The organism is Micromonospora chokoriensis (assembly GCF_000718555.1).
GTDB classification, from domain to species: domain Bacteria; phylum Actinomycetota; class Actinomycetes; order Mycobacteriales; family Micromonosporaceae; genus Micromonospora; species Micromonospora chokoriensis_B.
Genome location: NZ_JOAN01000020.1, coordinates 87242 through 107177, shown reverse-complemented (window position 1 = coordinate 107177; position 19936 = coordinate 87242). Strand labels below are relative to the sequence as shown.

The following is a 19936-nucleotide window of genomic DNA, read 5'->3' as shown; positions in this document are numbered from 1 at the left end:
CCCGTTGCGGGGCAAGGGATGCAGCTGACAACACCCACCCGTGAAGCATTTAATCACTCTTTAGGGTTTCTATGCCGCTTTATCCTCTTTGCCCGAATTGCCCAATGCCATTCTGGCCTTCGGGTTTAGCGAGGGAGTTGGCATGTACGGAGTACCCACCAAGGGACCGCACATCGGTGGTGGCCTGGCCGCCACGGGGGTTGCCATCCAGTCTTGGTTGCTGGTCGGCGTCGGTCTGGTCGTGCTGGGCGTGGCGCTGTGGCTCGTCGCCATGTTGGGCCGCGAACGATGACAGTTTCCCGACGGGGGTCGTGGTTGCGCGCCTGCGCAGGCGGCCTGGTCGGTGTCGTCATCGCCGCCGCCACGCTCTGGCGCTGGCACGACATCGCCAGCGGCGAGGCGTGGCTGAACGCTCAGCTGGTCAACGCGGTCGGGTTGGCCGACACCAAGTCCATCGGCGCGGCCGTGATCTTCCCGCTCGATGAGCGCTGGGTCGGCTTCATGGTGTCCAGCGGCTGCTCGGTCGCCATGCTGCTGATCCCGCCGATCGTGCTGGCCTCGACGCTTATCGGGTTCCGGCGCATCTCGTTGACGCGTGGTCTGAACGCGCTGGCGATGGCCGTCGTACTACTGGTCACGGTGAACCAGATCAGGCTCGGGGCCGTGGTGGTCTCGATGCAGACCTGGGGCTTCCGGCTCGGCTACGAACGCAGCCACGTGCTGATCGGCTCGGTGATCACCACCGCTGGTCTGATCGCCGTCACGATCCTGTTCGTGGTCTTGGTCAGCCGGACCAAGCGGGCCCCTCAGGCGGTGGCCGGTGTCCACTGAGACCCAGTCTCTCGCCCTGCTCAACACGGCGGCTTTCCTGCTCTGCGTCAGCTTCTGCGCGTACGTGCTGAGCATCCTGGTCTTCCACCTGAAGAGCGGGCGCAGCCGGGGCGGTAGTCCGGACGGCTTCGACTGGCACATCATCGTGCCGTGCCGCAACGAGGCGTCGGTCATCGGCGACACCGTGCGACGACTGCTGTGCGACTTCCCCCAGGCGACCGTCTGGTGCGTCGACGACGCGTCCGACGACGGCACCCTCGCTGAGCTGGCGGCCTTCGCCGACCAGCCTCGGGTACACGTGGTCCAGCGTCAACTGCCGGACGCGCGGCAGGGCAAGGGCGCCGCGCTCAACGCCGCCTGGCGAGGCATCGAGCAGTCGCTGCCCGCCAACGCCGACCGGACGCGGGTGATCGTCGGCGTGTTGGACGCGGACAGCCGACTCGACCCGCAGGGTCCGGTCGCCCTCTCCGGCCGTCAGTACTTCGGCGCGGCCGAGGTCGGGGCCGTGCAGGTGGAGGTGCGGATGCTCCAGTGCGCGCCGCGCCGGTACGCCCCGAAGACCCAGGTCAGCCGCTGGGGACGGCTGCTGATCCGGCTACAGGACATGGAGTTCCGCGCGCCGATCGCCGCCATGCAGTCGCTGCGGCGGCGCACCGGCAGCGTCGCGATGGGCGGCAACGGGCAGTTCACCCGGCTGTCCCTGCTCAACGAGATCGCCGACCAGCACGGCACACCGTGGCACGGCGCCCTGCTGGAGGACTTCGAGCTGGGCCTGCACATCCTGCTGGCCGGTGGACGCACCGAGTACTGCCCGGAGAGCTGGGTGGCCCAGGAGGCGTTGACCCGGATCCGCCCGCTGGTGCGCCAGCGCACCCGGTGGGCCCAGGGGTCGATGCAGTGTGGCCGCTACCTCGGCAAGGTGCTGCGCTCGCCGCGAATCCGCAACTCGGCCACCCTGGAGATCGCCCACTTCCTGTCCGCGCCGTGGGCCCAACTGCTCGGCACGCCGATCTATGTCGCCTGCCTGGTGGTGATGTCCTACTACATCGACAACACCGCCGGCGGACTGCGCGGCTGGTGGAGCAGCGGCGGCTGGGGCGTACCCCCGCTGGTGCTCTTCTTCGGCATCGGACCGTTCGCCCTCTGGGGCATCGTCTACCGGATCCGTTGTGAGCCGCACCTGTCGGTGCCCAAGGCGCTGCTGCTCGGCGTCTGCCACTGGCTCTACAGCTACGCCCAGTCACTGGCGGTCTGGCTGGCCTTCGGCCGGATGGTGACCGCCCGCACCGACTGGCAGAAGACCGCCCGTGCCGCCGATCCGCAGCCACAACCGACCCCGCGGGCCGTGGGTCGAGTGACAGTCGGTTCGCCGGCCGTGGGTCGAGCGGCAGTCCCAGCCCAGCCGCGTCGGGCGCAGCCCGCACGCCGGTCGGGCCGCAACGACGGACCACGGTCGATCAGACCGCCCCGGCACCTCAGCCACCTCGCCCACCTGACCACCCCCACCACAGACCGCCCCGCTATCGCCCACATCAGAAAGTAGACATCTATGCCACGAGTTAGATCCGGTCTCGCCCGCACCGCCGCGGTGCTGGCCGGTGGCCTCGCCATGGTCGTCCTGGCAGCCTCTCCGGCGATGGCCGACACCTCCCAGTCCTCCGCCTCGGCGCTACAGATCAGCCTGCTCGGTGGCGGCCTCGCCAGCTCCGGCACCGCGTCGGCCACCAACGACGGCACCACCGAGTCGATCTCCGGTAACCAGAATCCCCCACTGGCCGTGCTCGGCGCGCAGACCGTGATCACCGCGGGTGTGCTGGGCCAGAACGTCCGGGCGTTCAACGACGGCACTTCGGCGGCCTGCGCCGGTGTGCTCGGCACGGGCGGCACGATCACCATCGGTCCCGGTGGGTCCTGCCTCGTCACGCCGGGCGCCGGGGTGACGCTGACCCTCGGGACCAGCGGCCTCGCCACGATCTCACTCGTCGCCGACGCCATCTACTCCTCATGCACCGCCACCAGCAGCCCGTCGGCGACGGGCACCGCGAGCCTGGTCAACGCCCGGATCGTCTCGACGCTCCTGGGCATCGAGACGACCCTGCTCAGCCTGCCGCTCAACCCGGCGCCGAACACCGGCCTGAGCATCCCGGGGCTGATCGACCTGACCCTCAACGGCCAGACCAGCTCGGGCGTCGGTCAGCTCACCGTCACGGCGCTGAACCTGACGGCGCTCGGTGGAGCGCTGGCGGGAGTCACCATCGGCACGTCCAGCTGCGGCGCCAACGCCATCGCCCCGCCCATTCCGGTGATCCCGCTCGCCGGGGCACCGCTCGCGCTCGGTATCGGCGCGCTCGTGGCCGGCACCACCGGCGGGTTCTCGCTCTACCGGCGTCGCCGCGCGGCCGCCAGGAGCTGACCCGACATGTGTGCGAGCAGGTCGACACCGCGAGAGGTCCTGATCCTGGCCGGCACCAGGCCGGAAGGAGTGAAGACCGCGCCTCTGATCCGCCGTCTCCTCGATGATCCGAGGTTCACGGTACGGGTGGCGGATACCGGTCAACAGCCGGGACGCGTCACCGAGGCACTCGCCCCGTTCGACCTCTGCCCGGAGGTGAGCCTGCGCCCGCAACGGCGTACCGGCTCGCTCGCCGAGCTGGCGGCGGCCCTGATCACGGGGATCGACGACCTGCTCACACGCCACCGTCCAGCGGCGGTCGTGGTGCAAGGGGACACCACGACCGCCCTGGCCGGCGGGACGGCAGCGTTCTGGCGGCGCGTCCCGGTCGTACACCTGGAGGCCGGGCTGCGGACCAACGACCTGGACCGGCCGTTCCCAGAGGAGGCCAACCGGGCGATGCTCGCGCGAATCGCGGCGCTGCACCTGGCGCCGACCCCGGCGGCCCGGGCGAACCTCATCGGTGAGGGCATTCGCTCCGATGCGATCGTGGTGACCGGCAACACCGTCGTGGACGCACTTCAGGACCTCGTCGAGCGCGGCACGGCGCAGGCACCGGCCTGGGTCGACCCGGCCCGCAAGCTGGTGGTGGCCACCGTGCACCGCCGGGAGAACTGGGGCCACGGTGTGGCCGCCACGGTGGACGGGCTTCGCCGCCTGGCGCGGCAGTGCCCGGACGTCCAGATCGTCCTGGTCGCCCACCCTAATCCGCAGCTCAGCGCGCAGGTCACCACGGGCCTGGCGGGCATCACCAACGCCCGGGTCACCCCACCGCTGCCCTACCCGCAGATGGTCGGGCTGCTGCGAGCGGCAGACCTGGTCGTCACCGACTCGGGCGGGCTCCAGGAGGAGGCCGCCACCCTGGGGGTGCCATTGTTGGTCACCAGGGACACCACGGAACGTCCGGAGGCCCTGACACCGGGCCGCGGCGAGTTGGTGGGCACCGATCCCGAACGGCTCGTGTCGGCCGGGCTTCGTCACCTCGCCGCAGGGCGGGCTGGTGCGGTCGGCTCACCGTTCGGCGACGGACGGGCCGGCGAGCGCTCGGTGGTGGCGATCGCGGAGCTGCTGAACGTACCGGCCGGTCGGCTGGTCCAGCCTCGCCGCCGCCCCGTCGCCGCCGCCACCTGAACCCCGCCCAGTCGATCCCGACAATCATGGAGTTAACCGGACAAATGCCCCTTCTCCACTGATACTTGGCTCATCGAAGTGCCGATCGGCAGCGTTGCGATCTGTCGGTCCACGCAGGTCAGTGATCAGAGGAGTCGTCAGGTGCAGGCGTGGTTCAACGGGCAGCGGTCCCCGACTCTGCAGGGCAGATACTCGGCCCAGTACAACGCCTTCGGCGTGCTTCGCCTGGCGATGGCGTGCGGCGTGATCATCGCGCACGCCGGGCCGCTGGGCTTCGGTGAGGCCAACATCGGGGCGGCGACGTTCGGCCGGCAGAGTGACCTCGGCACCATGTGCCTGTACGGATTCTTCCTGATCTCCGGATACCTCATCACCGACAGCGCCCTGCGCTCCACGCTGCGCCAGTACGTCCGTGCCCGCCTGCTGCGGGTCTTCCCGGGGCTGTGGGTCTGCCTGCTGGTCACCGCGTTCGTCTTCGCCCCACTGGCGGCGCTCTACGAGAACGGCAACCTCGACGGGTTCTGGGGACACCCCGAGGGCCCCTTCGACTACGTCACCACGAACTTCGTCGCCTCGATGGAGCAGTTCCCCATCTCCGGACTGCTGGCCGACACCCCGTACGGACAGATCGTCGGCGGACCCAGCGCGTTCGACGGATCACTGTGGACGCTCCGCTACGACCTGGCGTTCTACGGCATCGTCGGCATCCTCGTGGTGACCTCGGTGCTGCACCGGGCCCCACGTGCCGTGCTCGTCCTGACCGCCGTCTGTTACGCGCTGATCCTGGCGGACTTCTTCACGGCGCCGACCTGGAGCTCCCGGCCGCCGCAGCACGGCGCGATCGGGCCGTTCCCGCTGATCGGGGCCTTCGCCGCCGACTGGACGTTGATGCTCGGCTTCCTGTTCCTGCTGGGTGCCGCCGCACGCCTGTACGCGCACCGCATCCCGATGACCTCGACGTTGGCCGTGCTGGCCTCCGTCACGCTGGTCGGCTCGTTGTGGCTGGGCGGGTTCTTCGCGGTCGGCCTGCTGGCGTTCGCCTACCTGGTGCTGTTCGCGGCGGTCGCGCTGCCGAAGCGGTGGTCCGGCATCAGCCGCCGGCACGACTACACGTACGGCATCTACATCTACGGCTTCCCGGTGCAGCAGATGATCGCCCTGCTCGGCGGCGCCCGGTTCGGGATGGCCGGCTACATCGTGCTGAGCCTGCTCGGCGCCCTGCTGTGCGCCGTCCTCTCCTGGCACCTGGTGGAACGTCCCGCCCTCGGGTTCAAGACCGGCAGCGGGCGTGCACGGCACCGCCGCGCGGGCCGCACCGCCAGCCCACGCCCCGCGCTGATCCCCAACCCGGTGACCGTCGCCGGCGCCGAGGCGCGCGCTGGCACGAGCGGCCCCGGCCGACACAAGGCCGGTGCCCGGCACAGCCGGTCGACGAAGAACAACACCCCGGCGTCGGCGACCGCACCGCGCCGTGCCAAGCGGCGCAACGAGACCGCGGCGTCGTTCCTGGCGGTGCCCGATCGGACGAAGAACAAGAAGGACCTCCCGTTCGTGCCGGTGACCACGCCCACCTCGCACGCCCGAGCGGGCGGGTCGCACCGCGCGCCGACGACACCACCGGGGTGACGGCGACGGGGTCGGGGCCAGCGTGGCTCCGACCCCGCACGTCCGCCCGGGTGCGGGCGACCGCCCGATCAGGCCGAGAAGTTGCGGAACAGCAGGGACGCCAGGCCGAGCGCCAACGCCAGGTTGAACACGGTGGCACTGGCGAACACCGCCACCGGCCGCCAACCAGCCTCCCGCAGCGACGCGACCCGCACCTCCAGGCCGATGCTGACGAAGGCCAGGATCAGGAACCAGACCCGCAGGTCGTTGACGATGGCGATGGTGGCCTTGCCGTCCGCACCAGCTCCGTCGAGGTACCAGGTGGCGATGACCGAGGCCGCGATGAAGCCCAGCACGAACTTGGGAAACCGCGTCCACAGCTCGCCGAGGCCCGGTCGGGCCGCGCCGGGCCGTCGTTCCACCCGCAAGGTGAAGTACGCGGTCAGCGCGACCGCCACCACGCCCATCAGCGCGTTCTGGGTGACCTTGACGATGCTGGCGATCTGCAGCGCCTCCTCACCGGCGAGCGCCCCCGCCGCGGTGACCGCGGCCGTGGTGTCGATGTTGCCGCCGATCCAGGCCCCGGCCACCGCGTCGGAGAGCCCGAACACGTCGGCCAGCCAGGGCAGGATGAAGATGGACGGCAGCGCGAAGACGATGACCAGACTCGCCGTGTAGGCCAACTGCTCGCGGCGGGCCCGCACCGCGCCGGCGGCGGCGATCGCCGCGCTGACCCCGCAGATCGACACCGCCGACGCGAGCAGCGCCCGCAGCTTGTCGTCGAGACCGAACCGGCCGGCCAACCACCAGGTGAACAGGAACACCCCGCTGATCAGCAGGATCGCCTGGGCGATCGCCGGGCCGGCGGCGCTGGCGATGACGGCCAGGTTGATCGACGCGCCGAGCAGCACCAGACCGGTCTTAATGAAGAACTCGGTCCGGAACGCGGCGGCGATCCGGTCCCGCCACCCGAGCAGGGTGACGGCGACGTTGCCGAGCAGGCCGAGCAGGATCGCGTAGACCGGGTACTCGACGGCCGCCCCGATGTCCTCGATGGCGGTGCCCTCCGCCCAGGTGGGGACGTTCTGCTCCAGGTAGCGGGTAAGCGCGGCGAGACCGACCACGATCACCAGGCCCAGCGCGGTCCAGGCCCAGAACGCACCGCCGCGCGCCACGCTCGTCGGATCGGCGGGGCCGGCCGTGTCGGGCTCATTGCCGGTACGGGTCGCGTCGGCGGTCATCAGGGCACCAGCCCGGCGGGGATGGCACCGAGCAGGACCAGAGCGAGCAGTGCCAGGCCGAGGATGGTGGCCACCCAGTCCTCGTTGAACGCGAGCCGGGACTCCCCGGCGGTCTCCGGGGTGGGCGGTGACGAATCGGTGGTCATGGCGTACCTCCATGGTTGTGAACCGATCCGGCGCTGCCGGATCGGTCGGAAGTGCGGTGACGAGCGTGCGGAGCCGCGCCGGTGCGCAGGGGTCACGAGTCGACGCGTGATCCGGCGGTGCGGCCGGAGGAGGAATGCGGTGCGGCGGTGCTCAGTCGGTGACCAGTGCGCCCGGACAGAGCTCGCTGGCGGTCCGCATCAGGTCGACGACCCGACGCGAGGTGAGGAGCGGACCAACCGGCATTCACGTATTTTCCTACCGACACGATAGGAATTCAAGACCGTTGACACGTGGATTCTCCACGCGTGACACCCCTACGGCGGTGCCGGAGCCATCGCCGACTCCGGCACCGTCGGTACGCCCGATCCCGCTACGGGGTCGGGTACTGGGTCAGGTAGACCGGAGCGCCGACCTTGGTCATGTCGGCCGCCTCGCCCACGCCGTTGACCACGTGGTCGATCGTGCCGGCGCTGAGGTTGACGGTCATGACGTGGTGCAGTCGCACGCCCGGCCGGTTCGGCACCTCGAAGCCGTTCTCGGTGTGGATCGACGGGTTGTTCTGGTTGAAGACGTACACCCCGCCGCCGTACAGGGTGTGGTGCCGCACCCGGTCGCCGACCTTGTACCCGGCCCAGCCCTCGACCGGCCCGTTCATCCAGTCGGCCTGCGTCGGCGGGTCGTACGGCAGCTCGTTCTGGTAGAGGATCGTGGTGCCGTGCTCGCCGTTCCAGACCGTGTTGTAGCGCTGGAAGTGCTCGACGAAGAGGCCGGTCGCGGTCACGTGGTCGCCGTTGATGACGGCGCCGTAGCGACCGGTGTTGGTGCGCCAGCGGTCGGTGTCGCCGTTGACGCCCTCGGTGAAGCCCTCGACGCCGTGATCGCCGCGCCACACCCAGGTGTGGTCGATGAGCACGTTGTCGCTGTTGACCTCCAGCGCGGTGTTGGTCCGCCCGATGTGCGGGCCGCCGACGCGGAAGTACACGTCGGAGAGCGTGGTCGGGTTGTGCGGGGTGCTCGCGTTGTGGCCGTGCTGGCGGCCGACCCGCAGCAGGACCGGCGACTCGACGCGGCCGGCGTCGATCGTGACACCGGCGACGATCACACCGGGGACGCCGGCGACGTCCAGCGGGATCGCGCCGTTCACGGCGGTGAGGGTGGCGTGCCCGATCCCGAGCACCACCGTGTCGGGCCGCTTGACCTCGATGCTGCGCGCGATGTCGTACGTGCCGGGGGTGAGCAGCAGGTGCTTGCCGCGCGCGAGGTGACTGTTGATGACGCGCACCGAGTCGGTCGGCTTGGCGATGAAGAAGTCGCCGATCGGAATGGTCCGCCCCGGCGTCATGCCCTCGGCCCAGGAGACGCCCCGGCTGTCGCGCTGCGCGGCGGGCACCCGCACCTGGTACCGACCCTTGCCGTCGACGAAGAGATACGGCTTCTCCCGGCTGAGCGGCGTGGTCTCCAGGGTGGTGTACGGCGGGTCGGGGAAGGTGGCGTCGTCCGGTGCGCCCTCGACCCCCGCGAACACCTGATTCCACACCGCGTTGGACCAACTGCCGACCTCGCTGTTGCGGGTCAGCCACTGTTGCTGCGAGCCGTTCGTCGTGGCCGGCAGCCGTGAGTCGGCGATGAACCCGCCGCTGGCGTACTGCGGGCCGGCGGTGCAGTAGTCCATCAGCGACAGAGAGCCGCCGCCGATGTTCAGCCGGCGCATCGACACCGCCTGCGACACCGCCCAGAAGTTCGCCGACGACCGGCAGCCGTCCTGGCCGGCGGCGTTGATGGTGAGCGAGAGGTTGGACAGGGTGCGCCAGAAGTTGACAAGCGCCAGGCAGTTGCCGGTGCCGCCGTCGGCGAGGCAGCGGTTGTAGACCTCGAGCTTGCCGTTGATCGCGACATCGGTGGGCGAGGCGCCCAGGCCGGATACCTCGGTGTAGTAGCCGACCTTGGCCTGCAACGGCTGCTCGGTCGTGCCGTACGCGCCGGGCTTGAACAGGTATGCGTGCCGCGCGGCGCCCATCTCGTTGTCGACCTGCCGGGCGTGCGCCGCGTCGAGGGTCTGCTGGATCTCGCTGACCGGCATGGACGGGTCGAAGATCGTTACGTTCGGGCCGAAGTCGGGGCCGCCGTGCGTCGGGCGACCGGCGGCGGCTGCCGTGCTTGTCGTCGTGACGGCGGTGACCACCAGCAGGGCAAGAATGAGGGTTCGACGGGACGGGCTTGTCATGTGGTTCGTCCTCTCCGCTGACCGGACGTGTTCCCCGGCGCAGCTGGGCGGTGAGAGCGCTCTCTGACCCCTGTTTCTACCCGTAAGATCGGCCGCACGCTATCCGCGAATGGTGTCGGGCGACGACGCTGATCGATAACCAGCTTGACCGGCCGCCCTACGCTGCGCTCATGCCGCGCACGGAGATAGACAGAGTGCTGGTCATTCAACGCGATTCGCCTGGTCCACTGGCCGCGTCGCTGACGTTCGGTTGCGGTTCCCGCGACGATGAGATCGACTCGATCGGCCTGACCCATCTGGTGCAGCACCTGGTGCACTGGGACGAGCTGCACGTCACCGAGCAGTCCGAGGACAACGTCTGGGTGATCGAGACCTCGTTCACCGCCGCCGGCCCACCGGACCAGGTCGCGGCGCGTTTCACCGACATCTGCGCGGCTGTCAGCCGGCTGCCGCCGAAGGATCTGTCCGATGCCGTCGCGGACCTCGACGCGGACAGCCTGTACGTCTCGAACATCGACGATGGCCTGCTCGACCCCTGGGGATCACTACTGGCCCGACGGTACGGGCCGCGCGGACACGGTCTGTCGCGCTGGCCCGCGGTGGACTACGAGCTGCTCACGGCTGACGAGGTCCGACGGCATGTGCAGAGGTTCTTCACCAACGACAACGCCGTCCTCTCCGTGACCGCCGACGCGCCGCAGGCGATGCGACTCGGACTGCCCGCTGGTCCGCGACCCACCCACGACACCACGCTGGCCCACCACCGGTTCGGCCCGGTCTGGTACGCCGATGAGGTGCACGGCGTCGCTCTGGTCGTCGGCGTCGAACCCAGCGTGGAGGCGGTCCTGCTGATGTCGATGCTGCGCTCGCGGGTCGTGCGAGCTGTCGAGCAGGCCGGGGTCGCCGAACTCGCCGAGCTGATGTCCGAGGTCATCGACGGCACGCGGCACGAACTCGGGATACGGGTCATCCCCGGGGATGGCAGGAAGGCGAAGAGCTTCGACGCGGCCGTCGCCGCGGAGGCGATCTGGACCGAACTACTAAGACTTGTCCATAGCGGGCCTGATCCGGAGGAGATAGCGGACTTCCTGTCGCCCGAGGACGTGCCCATACCAGCGAGTCTGGTGCCCCTCTTCGAGAGCCGCGCCTGGGCGAAGCCCATCGAGAAGGTCGATTCCGCCGTGCAGCAGGAGCTCTTCGGGACGGCCGAGCTGTACTACTCGGATCGGCTCACCGAGCTGGCGGGATTCACTCCGGAGGCGGCGCGGGACGTGATGTCCAACTGGCTCTCCTCGGCAATGATCGTCGTGCCGTACGGGTCGCAGCCGAACCTTCCCGGCGTCACCGACGATTCGTGCCCCCGCACCCGCTTCGTGCCGGCCGGTGAGGTCATCAGACCGCCACTGCTGAAGCGGCTCGGCAACAAGGGCTCGCTGGTCATCGGCACCGATACGATCTCCACGGTGGATGGTGACGGCACCGCGCACACCGTGCCGCTGTCTGAGGCGCTCGTGGCCGAGCGGTTCGGTGCGCTCTGGCTCGCCCACCTCGGCCACGGCTGCGTCACCAGGATCTCGGACTTCGCTGATGCCGCCGACAAACTCCGCGCCGTCCTGCCGCCGCGCCGGTTCCGGCAGGCACCGAAAAGCCGGCTGCTGTGAGGTGCGCTCCCCGCGTCAGCCCTGATCCGGATCGGTAAGGGGGATCGGTAGTGCCTGCGCGTCCGCGGTGCCGCCACCGGTCGAGTGGGCCGGGGCGGGGCGGTCACCGCCGCGGCTGTGCAGACGCCCCCGCCCGGCCGGCCCGGCCCGCCGGGTCACCTCGACGGTCACCATCCGCACCGGCGGTGGCGGCACGGTGAAACGTCCGACGCCCCACCGCACCCAGATCGGGATCCGGCCGGCATCCGCCTCCGCGCGCAACTTCTGCACCGTACGGGCCCGGTCGGTGTGGTCGACCTCCACCACGACCGGCGGGCCGTCCGGACGGGCACATGCCACGTCGAGGACCGAGTGCCGCTGCTCCAGCGGCGGCGGCAACGGCAACACGCTCGGCGCGCGCCGGTAGACCCGCCAGCGGTGGGCCTCGGCCCACCGCACCACCGAGTCGATCACCAACGCGGTGACCTCGTCGGTGTCCAGGTCGACGAAGGTCACCTCGGCCAGCCAGCGGCTCAGGTCCGCGGCCAACCGCTCGCCCTGCGCCACGACCTCCACCGGCGCAGGATATCGCCTCAGCCGACGACGGCCGCAGTCGCGGCGAGGTGCCGGGTCAGCCAGGCGGTGGTGGCGGTACGGGCCGCTTCGGCGTTGGCCCGCGCCAGGAAGTCGTGCCCCTCCCCGACGAGCACCAGGTGCTCGTGCGGCACGCCCCGGGCAGCGAGGGCCTGGGCGACCTGTGCTGACTCGCCGGCCGGCACGTTTGTGTCGTTCGCGCCGTGGATCAGCAGCACCGGCACGTCCAGCCGGTCGATGTGGGTAAGCGGGGAGAGGTCGCGCAGCAGTTCGGCGTCCCGCTGCGGGTCGCCGTACTTGCTGACGGCGGCGGCGGCGATCCACGGCTCGGTGCCGGCGAAGAAGGTCCGGAAGTCGGAGATGCCGCACTCGGCGACCCCGGCGGCGAACAACCCGGGGAAGTTCACCAGCACCGCGAGGACCAGGTAACCGCCGTAGGAGCGGCCCAGACAGCCGAGCTGATCGGGCCGGGCGACGCCGGCGTCTACGAGGAAGTCGGCGCAGGCCGCCACGTCGGCGATCGCACCGTAGCGGCCGGCGAGGTTGTCGGCGGCGACGAACGACCGGCCGAACCCGGACGACCCGCGTACGTTTGGCGCGAAGACCGCGACGCCCTGCGCCACGAGGGCCTGGAACAGCGGGTTGTAGCCGGGGCGCTCCTGCGCCTCCGGGCCACCGTGCAGGCTGATCGCGGTCGGCCAGGGGCCCGGACCGGCCGGGCGGTAGAGCCAGCCGGAGAGCGCCAACCCGTCGCGGGCACGCAGGTCGACAAGTTGCGGCGCGACACCGGCGTCGTCCGTACGCGGGCCGACGGTGTCCGACCGCAGCGGGCGCAGCGCCCCGGTCGACGGGTCGACAAGCCACACCTCCCGGGGCTGTACCGGCCCCTGCGCGGTGAGGCAGAGCAGACCGCCGTCGGCGGCGAAGACGGCGTCGCCGAGCACCTCACCGGGTGCGGTGACGGCCCGCTGCACACCGCTGGCGAAGTCGAGCAGGCTCAGCTCGCTGCGCCCGCCGTAGGTGTTCCACAGCAGCGCGCCGCGCTGCCCGTCCGCGCTCGGCGTCACGTGCTCCAACTCGGCGTCGGGTCGCCCGGCGAGCCGGGTCGGCGCCAGCTCCGGGCGGGTCAGGTCGACCCGCACCAGCGCGGCGAGCTCGGAGTACGCGTCGGTGCGGGCCAGCACGCTCGTGCCGTCCGGGCCGAACCACCCCTGGTCGGTGCTGCCCCGCCCGGTGTCCGGGAGCAGCCGCCGTCGAACGCCTGTCGCCACGTCGAGCAGCTCCAGCCAGCGGGCGTTGCGCGGGCCGCGGCGCAGCAGTGCCGCACCGGCGTCCGGGGTGACGTCCAGGAGCGTGAGCAGGTCACCCTCGGCGAGCACCCGCCGGTGCCCGGTGGTCGCATCGACCAGCAGGGCCTGCCCGTGCTCGTCGGTCTCGGTGACCGCCATCAGCGCGCCGCCGGGCAACCAGCCGGCCAACGCGGCGCTGCGGCGGCCGAACCCGGCGATCTGGTGGCGTCGCGTCCCGTCCGGACTCACGGCCCACAGCTCGGTGCGGGGCGCACCACCGGGGGCGACGACGCAGGCCAGCCACTGGCCGTCCGGAGACCAGCTCAACGCGAGCACCGGCTCGTCGCCGACCGGCAACGCGACGGGCGCACCCGCGTCGACCTCGGCGACCCAGACCCCGGGCGTTCCCGCCCGGTCGGAGAGGAACGCCACCCGGCGGCCGTCGGGGGACGGCGCGGGGGCGAAGTCCTCGCCCACGGGCACCGGTGGCGACACCGGCCGGTGGTTCGCGGGTCGGGCCCGCCGGGTGGTGCGCGGCGCCTCGGTCCGTACGCTCATCTAAACCCCGATCCGCTGCAACCAGAGCTCCAGCAGCCCGAGCTGCCAGAGCGCGTTGGAGCCCAGCGTGGTCCGCTGGGCGTTCGGCCCGTCCAGCAACTCCTCCAGGTAGTCCTTGCGGAACAGGCCCCGCTCGCGCGCCGGTCGGGCGGTCAGCGCGTCCCGCACGTCGTCGAACAGTGGGCCGGAGAGGTGCCGGATGGCGGGCACCGGGAAGTAGCCCTTCGGCCGGTCGATCACCTCGTCCGGGACGATGCCCCGGCTCGCCGCCTTCAGCACGCCCTTGCCGCCCTGCGCCAGCTTCATGGCGGGTGGACAGGCGGCGGCCAGCTCGACCACCTCGTGATCGAGGAACGGCACGCGGGCCTCCAGCCCCCAGGCCATCGTCATGTTGTCGACCCGCTTGACCGGGTCGTCGACAAGCATCACCAGGCTGTCCAGGCGCAGCGCCGCGTCCAGCGCGGTGTCCGCGCCGGGCATGCCGAAATGCGCGGCGACGAACTCCAGGCTGGCATCGTGGTCGAGCATCCACTCGGGCGCCAGGTGCCCGCCGAGCGCATCGTGGCGACGATCGAAGAACACCCGGGCGTACGCCTCGACGGCGTCCGCACGGGCCACGTTGGCCATCGGGGGGTACCAGTCGTAGCCGGCGAGGATCTCGTCGGCACCCTGCCCGGACTGCACCACCGTGATCCGCTGCGAGACCTCCTCGGAGAGCAGGTGGAACGCGACGCAGTCGTGGCTGACCATCGGCTCGCTCATCGCCGCGATGGCCTGGTGCACGGCCGGGACGAATCGCTGGGCATCGATGCGGATCTGCTGGTGGTCGGTGCCGAAGTGCCGGGCCACCAGGTCGGAGTAGTGGAACTCGTCGCCGCTCTCCCCGGCCGCCGCCTCGAAGCCGATGCTGAAGGTGGCCAGCCCTCGCTGGCCCTGCTCGGCCAGCAGGGCGACGATCAGGCTGGAGTCGAGACCGCCGGAGAGCAGCACGCCGACCGGCACGTCGGCGACCATCCGTCGGCGTACGGCGGTGCGTAACGCCGCCATCATCCGTTCCTGCCACTCGTCGGCGGACATCGGATCGGCCGCGGCCCGATTGAACTCCGGCCGCCAGTAGGTGGTGTCGGTGCTTCGGCCGTCCGCGGTGATCACCCGTACGGTGGCCGGCGGCAGTTTGCGGACCCCGGCGAGGATCGTGCGCGGTGGCGGGACGACCGAGTGGAAGCTCATGTAGTGGTGCAGGGCCACCGGGTCGAGGTCGGTGTCCACGTCGCCGGCGGCGAGCAACGCCGGCAGGGTCGAGGCGAAGCGCACCCGGCCCGGACCCTCGGCCAGGTAGAGCGGCTTGATGCCGAGTCGGTCCCGGGCCAACACCAGCGTGTGCGTGGCCAGCTCGACCAGGGCGAAGGCGAACATCCCGTAGAACCGCTCGACGCAGGCCGCCCCCCACCTGTGGTACGCCTTGATGATCACCTCGGTGTCCGAGGTGGACCGGAACGAGTACCCGGCCGCGGTCAGCTCGTCGCGCAGCTCCCGGTAGTTGTAGATGCAGCCGTTGAAGACCAGGGCCAGACCCAACTCGTCGTCGACCATCGGCTGGGCGCCCGCGTCGGACAGGTCGATGATGCGCAGCCGGCGGTGCACCAGGGCCACCGGCCCGTGCTGCCACCGACCCTCGCCGTCCGGGCCTCGGGGGGTCAGGTCCGCGAGCATCCGCTCGACGGCGGCCAGGTCCGATGGTGCCCCGTCGAGGCGGAGTTCGCCTCCGATACCGCACATGTCACGCACCTCTCATCGGCTCAGGTCCGCTGGGTCCGCTGACCGGTCCAGGCTTGGCGGACCGGGTTGCGTCCCGATGACGGGTGGGTCAAGCGTGGGTTACACCGGCTGCTCGTCGGCTCCACCGAGCAGCCAGGTGTCCTTCGACCCACCGCCGCGCGACGAATTGACGATCATGCTGCCGGCCGGCGCCACCCGGGTCAGCGCCACCGGCGCGACCTCGGCGATGTCACCGAGGAACACGAAGGCCCGCAGGTCGACGTGGCGGGGAGCGAGGGCCGTGCCGTCGAAGACCGGGTGGGTGGTGAGCGCGATCATCTCCTGGGCGATCCAGCGGTGCGGAGCCGCGAGGATCTGCTCCCGGACTGCGTCCAACTCCTCCGCCTCGGCCCGAGGGCCGATCACCACCCGGTCACCGCCGTACCCGTCGACCGGCTTGAGCACCAACTCGTCGAGCCGGCCCAGCACCTCGGCTCGCTGCTCGGGCAGCCCACACAGGTACGTCGGCACGTCCCCCAGCAGCGGCTTCTCGCCCAGGTAGTACTCGATCAGCCGGGGCACGTACGCGTACAGCGCCTTGTCGTCGCCGACACCGTTGCCCAACGCGTTGGCCAGCGTGAGACGCCCGGCGTGCACCGCGGCGAGCAGCGGCCAACCCAGCGGCACCCCGTCGGCGCCCGGCGCGTGCAGCAGCGCCTCCTCGTCCATCCGCAGGTAGATCACGTCGACCTCGCTGCGGCAGCCCGCGCGGACCAGCCGAACCCGGCCCTCCTCCACCAGCAGGTCGCTGGTCTCGGTCAGCGGCACACCCATCTCGTCGGCGAGCAGCCGATGCTCGAACCAGGCCGGGTCACCCGGCCCACTGCTGAGCACCACCACGGCGGGGTCGTCGGCCGCGGCAGGCGCGGCGGCGACCAGCGCCCGGTACAGCATCGCCGGCGTCTCGTCGGCGGGCAGCAGATCCTCCGGCACCGGCAGCTCCGGCAGCACCGCCTGGGTCAGCCGACGGTTCTGCACCGCGTAGCCGATCCCGGAGGGCACCCGCAGGTTGTCCTCCAGCACGTACCAGCCGCCGTCCGGGTCCCGGACGAGGTCGGTCCCGGACACCTGGGCCCGGGTGCCCCGCCGGCCCATCAACGCCCCGGTCGGGCGCAGCCCGGGTGAGGACTCCACCACCCACGCCGGCACCACCCCGTCGGCCACCACGGCCCGGTCGGCGTAGACGTCGCGCAGGAACGCGTCGAGCGCGCGGGCACGTTGCACCAGGCCGGTACGCAGGGCCCGCCAGTCGGCGGCGGGCACCACCCGGGGCACCAGGTCGACCGGGAAGAGCCGGGTGCTCGCCTCGCCGGCCACGCTGAACGTCACTCCCCGGGCCCGCTGTTCCTCGTCCCGGTCGTGCTCCCGTTGACGCAGGGCGCCGGCGCCGAGCTGACGCAGGGCCGCGAGCATCGGGGCGTACGCCGGTTGCGGCCCGGCCAGCCCGAAGACCTCGTCCCCGGCGTCGGCGTAGGTGGGCAGCGCTGGCGGTGTCGGCGCACCTGGCAGCGGCCCTCGGACCCGGCCCCGGGTCTCGTCGAGCAGCAGGTCGACCACGTCGGCCAACCGGCCACGCCGCTCGTACGCCCGCCGTTGCCGCGCCGCTGAGCTGCCGTGCTCCAGCGCGTACCGGGTCAGCTCGCTGACCTGCTCCCAGTCCCCGGTCGCCTCCAACTGCGAGCGCAGGTCGGTCACCAGACGGCGGACCGCCTCGCCGGCCGGCACCGGTCGGGCCGATCGCGGCAGGTCGAGCAGGTCGCCTTCCAGCCCGGAGCGGGCCGCCCGCCACACAGCGGCGCGCAGCACCGGCGGGCGTACCGCTGTGCGCTCCACCCCGGCGCGCAGGGCGGCGACCTCCCTTCGGACCAGCGCCCGGAACAGGCCGGTGAGCAGGACGATGGTCTCGACATCGGCGTTGGCGTCGGTGATCCGCAGCTCCACGGTGGGCACGTGCGCCGACGGCCGGACATCGAAATAGATCATGGCGGGGTCGGTGATGGTCTCGGAGGAGATCAGCTCGGCGACCAGCGCCTCGTGATCCGCCGCGCTGCTCACCTCGCCCGGATCACCGGCGGTGGGCCAACGCTGCCAGACCAGCGACCGGACGCTCGCGTAGCCGCTGTCCTGGCCCATCCAGTACGGCGAGCTGGTGGAGAGGGCGAGCAGCACCGGCAGCCACGGCTGGACCCGGCGGGTGACCGCCACCGCCAGATCCCGGTCGGAGACTCCGACGTGCACCTGCGCGCCGCAGATCAGCTGCTCCCGGGCGAGCATCTGATACTCGTCGAGCATCCGCCGATAGCGGGAGGTGGGTGTGACGCTGGGGTCGCCGTCGGCGCGCAGCGGCACCGTACCGGCCGCCACGATGCCCAGCCCAGCCCGGTCGGCGACCTGGACGGCCGCCTGACGCAGCCGGGTCAGCTCGGCGCGGATCTCGTCCAGGGTGCGGCAGACCGCGGTGTTGGTCTCGACGACGCTGCGGTGCAGCTCGGCGGTGAACGAGGCGGCCGGCAGCCGGTCGAGCAGCTCCCCGGCGCGGGGCACCAGCTCCCGGGTGTGTAGGTCGACGACGTGGAACTCCTCCTCCACGCCGATCGTTGCCAGGTCCGCCGGGTCGTCGTCGAGCGCGACGATTGCGCTCGGGCGAGGGGTGGGCACCGTCCGGCCGTTGCCGGACCGGCCCATCGCCCCGTCGTACGTCGGCGCGTTCGTGGTGTTGTCGGCCATGGTCACCCCGGTTCGCGTGTCGTGCACTCGACTGTCCGACGAGCGTTCCCAGGGTTGGTACCGGGGGTGTTTCGGGCGCGTTAAGGTGACGCGCCCGTTACTCGATGGCCGAGACGACCCGGTTGGCGGTGGCCGCCGCGACCGCCAGGATCCCGCGCCGCCGGGCGTACCGGGGACCGACCCGAGCAGGCCGGTCCCCACGGCGTTCAGGCCGCTGGGCGTACCCGGTAGGCCAGGTGGGTGACACCGTCGCCCTCGACGACGCGGAACGGGCCGTCGAGCTGAAGTGGCGCGATCTTCAGGTCGGCGAAGAGCGGGATACCCGCGCCCAGCACCACCGGGACGAGGTCGACGTGCACCTCGTCGAGCAGACCGGCCTCGATGACCTGGGCCGCGATCGTGCCGCCGTTGACACCGACCTCCTTGTCACCGGCGAGCGCCTTCGCCCGGGCGATGGCGCTGGCGATGCCGTCGGTGACGAAGACGAAGGAGTCGCTCTCCGGCTCCCAGCCCTCCGGCACGCTGTGCGTGACCACCACGACGGGCAGGTCCATCGGGTGCCGGCCGCCCCACCCCTTGGTCATGTCGAACAGCCGCCGGCCGACGACGAGCGCGCCGGTGCGCTCATTGAGATCGTGCAGGTGCCGGGCGCTCGCGGCGGACGTCCGAAAGGTCATCTTGGGATCGGCCGTCGGCGTCTCGACGTCACCGTTGCTGTACCACTGGAAGAGGTACTCGAATCCACCGTGGGACGCGTTTGCGATGTAGCCGTCCAACGACATCGTCGCCCCGGTCGTCACCCTTGCCATCGATCGCCCCCTGGTCTGCTCAGTGGGACTTCATGAGGTCGACCAGCTGGTCCAGGGCTGCGCCCCAGCCCTCGTGGAAGCCCATCTCCTCGTGCGACTTCTTCGCCGCCGCGTCGGGGTGGATGGCGATGGCAGTGTACTTCGTGCCGGTGCCGTCAGGCTCGATCCGAACCACCGCGGTGAACGCGAAACCCTCCTGAACGATCTGCGGGCGGAAGCCAGGGCCGAGGGCGGAGGTGAAGACAAGCGTCTTGCCCTCCTCGGCCACCAGGATGCACCCGCTGTGCGGGAACTCCTGACCCTCGGGCGAGCGCATCGTGTTGTCGAACCTGCCGCCGGGCCGCAGGTCGATCTCGCAGGCGACGGTCGACCACGGCTTCGGAGTGAACCACTGCATGAGCAGCTCGGGCGTGGTCCAGGCCCGCCAGACCAGCTCGGGCGCCACGTCGACGGTGCGCTCCAGGACGAGGTCGAGCTCGGGGTTCACGGTGTAGACGGTCATTGCTGTTGCTCCTTCAGGTCGTAGAGAAGTGCGTCGAGTTGGTCCAGGCGTCGGGTCCACAGCGTGCGCTGCGCGGCGAGCCAGGTGTCGAGGTGGTCCAACGGCTGGGGTACGAGCCGGTAGGTGCGCACCCGACCCGTCTTTTCCGAGGTCACCAGACCGGCGCGCTCGAGGACGTGCAGGTGCTGGGTGAACGACGGGAGTGCCATGTCAAACGGACGAGCCAGGTCGCTGGTCGTGGCTGGCCCCTGAGCGAGGCGCTCCACGACCTGGCGGCGCGTGGGGTCGGAGAGCGCGTGGAACACACCATCCAGTGCGCCGCCCGTCCCATCCGAATGCTTAGGCATATGCCTAACTATTGCACCCGG

The 19936-nt window shown here is 71.1% G+C and carries 17 protein-coding genes; 7 read left to right on the top strand and 10 right to left on the bottom strand.

The window, feature by feature from the left end; all coding sequences use genetic code 11:
- The first annotated feature begins 142 nt into the window (after positions 1–142).
- The 6 genes from IF46_RS34525 (at position 143) to IF46_RS0124915 (ending at position 6040) form a co-directional block, all read left to right on the top strand.
- On the top strand, positions 143–292 hold the full coding sequence (locus IF46_RS34525) for a peptidase (RefSeq protein WP_157563444.1): 150 nt from the start codon (positions 143–145) through the stop codon (positions 290–292).
- A 23-nt stretch (positions 293–315) separates the two neighbouring features.
- Positions 316–831, top strand: a complete 516-nt coding sequence (locus IF46_RS0124935) for a hypothetical protein (RefSeq protein ID WP_030490810.1) — start codon at positions 316–318, stop codon at positions 829–831.
- A complete protein-coding gene (locus IF46_RS0124930) occupies positions 821–2374 on the top strand; it encodes a glycosyltransferase (protein ID WP_051724150.1) in 1554 nt (517 codons plus the stop codon). Before IF46_RS0124935 ends, IF46_RS0124930 begins: the two co-directional genes overlap by 11 nt.
- Before the next feature lie 6 nt (positions 2375–2380).
- Positions 2381–3244: a choice-of-anchor P family protein gene (locus IF46_RS0124925; RefSeq protein ID WP_157563441.1), complete on the top strand. Its 864-nt coding sequence runs from the start codon at positions 2381–2383 to the stop codon at positions 3242–3244.
- A 6-nt stretch (positions 3245–3250) separates the two neighbouring features.
- Complete coding sequence (wecB, locus tag IF46_RS0124920; RefSeq protein ID WP_030490807.1) at positions 3251–4414, top strand: non-hydrolyzing UDP-N-acetylglucosamine 2-epimerase; 1164 nt, start codon at positions 3251–3253, stop codon at positions 4412–4414.
- Positions 4415–4555: 141 nt separating this feature from the next.
- Positions 4556–6040 (top strand): acyltransferase family protein, encoded by a 1485-nt coding sequence (locus tag IF46_RS0124915; RefSeq protein WP_051724149.1) that lies wholly within the window; start codon positions 4556–4558, stop codon positions 6038–6040.
- Between the two features lie 68 nt (positions 6041–6108).
- Here IF46_RS0124915 and IF46_RS0124910 read toward each other — a convergent pair whose 3' ends face one another.
- From IF46_RS0124910 to IF46_RS0124895, 3 genes are all read right to left on the bottom strand, one after another.
- On the bottom strand, positions 6109–7260 hold the full coding sequence (locus IF46_RS0124910; RefSeq protein WP_030490805.1) for a YeiH family protein: 1152 nt from the start codon (positions 7258–7260) through the stop codon (positions 6109–6111).
- Positions 7260–7406: a hypothetical protein gene (locus IF46_RS34895; protein ID WP_198041528.1), complete on the bottom strand. Its 147-nt coding sequence runs from the start codon at positions 7404–7406 to the stop codon at positions 7260–7262. Before IF46_RS34895 ends, IF46_RS0124910 begins: the two co-directional genes overlap by 1 nt.
- Before the next feature lie 371 nt (positions 7407–7777).
- Complete coding sequence (locus IF46_RS0124895; protein ID WP_030490804.1) at positions 7778–9631, bottom strand: hypothetical protein; 1854 nt, start codon at positions 9629–9631, stop codon at positions 7778–7780.
- A 170-nt stretch (positions 9632–9801) separates the two neighbouring features.
- On the opposite strand from IF46_RS0124895, the gene IF46_RS0124890 reads away from it, so the two are divergent.
- Positions 9802–11292 carry a hypothetical protein gene (locus tag IF46_RS0124890; RefSeq protein WP_030490803.1) on the top strand — a complete coding sequence of 497 codons (1491 nt, stop codon included), beginning with the start codon at positions 9802–9804 and terminating at the stop codon, positions 11290–11292.
- Positions 11293–11307: 15 nt separating this feature from the next.
- Here the strand turns inward: IF46_RS0124890 and IF46_RS0124885 are convergent, their stop codons facing one another.
- The 7 genes from IF46_RS0124885 to IF46_RS0124855 form a co-directional block, all read right to left on the bottom strand.
- Positions 11308–11847: a hypothetical protein gene (locus tag IF46_RS0124885; RefSeq protein WP_030490802.1), complete on the bottom strand. Its 540-nt coding sequence runs from the start codon at positions 11845–11847 to the stop codon at positions 11308–11310.
- Between the two features lie 17 nt (positions 11848–11864).
- Entirely contained in the window at positions 11865–13712 is a 1848-nt protein-coding gene (locus tag IF46_RS0124880) for an alpha/beta hydrolase family protein (RefSeq protein WP_051724148.1), read from the bottom strand.
- A complete protein-coding gene (locus IF46_RS0124875) occupies positions 13713–15491 on the bottom strand; it encodes an N-acetylglutaminylglutamine amidotransferase (RefSeq protein ID WP_030490800.1) in 1779 nt (592 codons plus the stop codon).
- Positions 15492–15590: 99 nt separating this feature from the next.
- Positions 15591–18284, bottom strand: a complete 2694-nt coding sequence (locus IF46_RS0124870; protein ID WP_232234154.1) for a carboxylate--amine ligase/circularly permuted type 2 ATP-grasp protein — start codon at positions 18282–18284, stop codon at positions 15591–15593.
- Between the two features lie 179 nt (positions 18285–18463).
- On the bottom strand, positions 18464–19066 hold the full coding sequence (locus IF46_RS0124865; protein ID WP_030490798.1) for a dihydrofolate reductase family protein: 603 nt from the start codon (positions 19064–19066) through the stop codon (positions 18464–18466).
- A 19-nt stretch (positions 19067–19085) separates the two neighbouring features.
- On the bottom strand, positions 19086–19568 hold the full coding sequence (locus IF46_RS0124860) for an SRPBCC family protein (RefSeq protein ID WP_030490797.1): 483 nt from the start codon (positions 19566–19568) through the stop codon (positions 19086–19088).
- The gene (locus tag IF46_RS0124855; RefSeq protein ID WP_030490796.1) at positions 19565–19915 is read right to left on the bottom strand and encodes an ArsR/SmtB family transcription factor; all 351 of its coding nucleotides are present in this window, start codon (positions 19913–19915) and stop codon (positions 19565–19567) included. Before IF46_RS0124855 ends, IF46_RS0124860 begins: the two co-directional genes overlap by 4 nt.
- Positions 19916–19936: the final 21 nt, after the last annotated feature.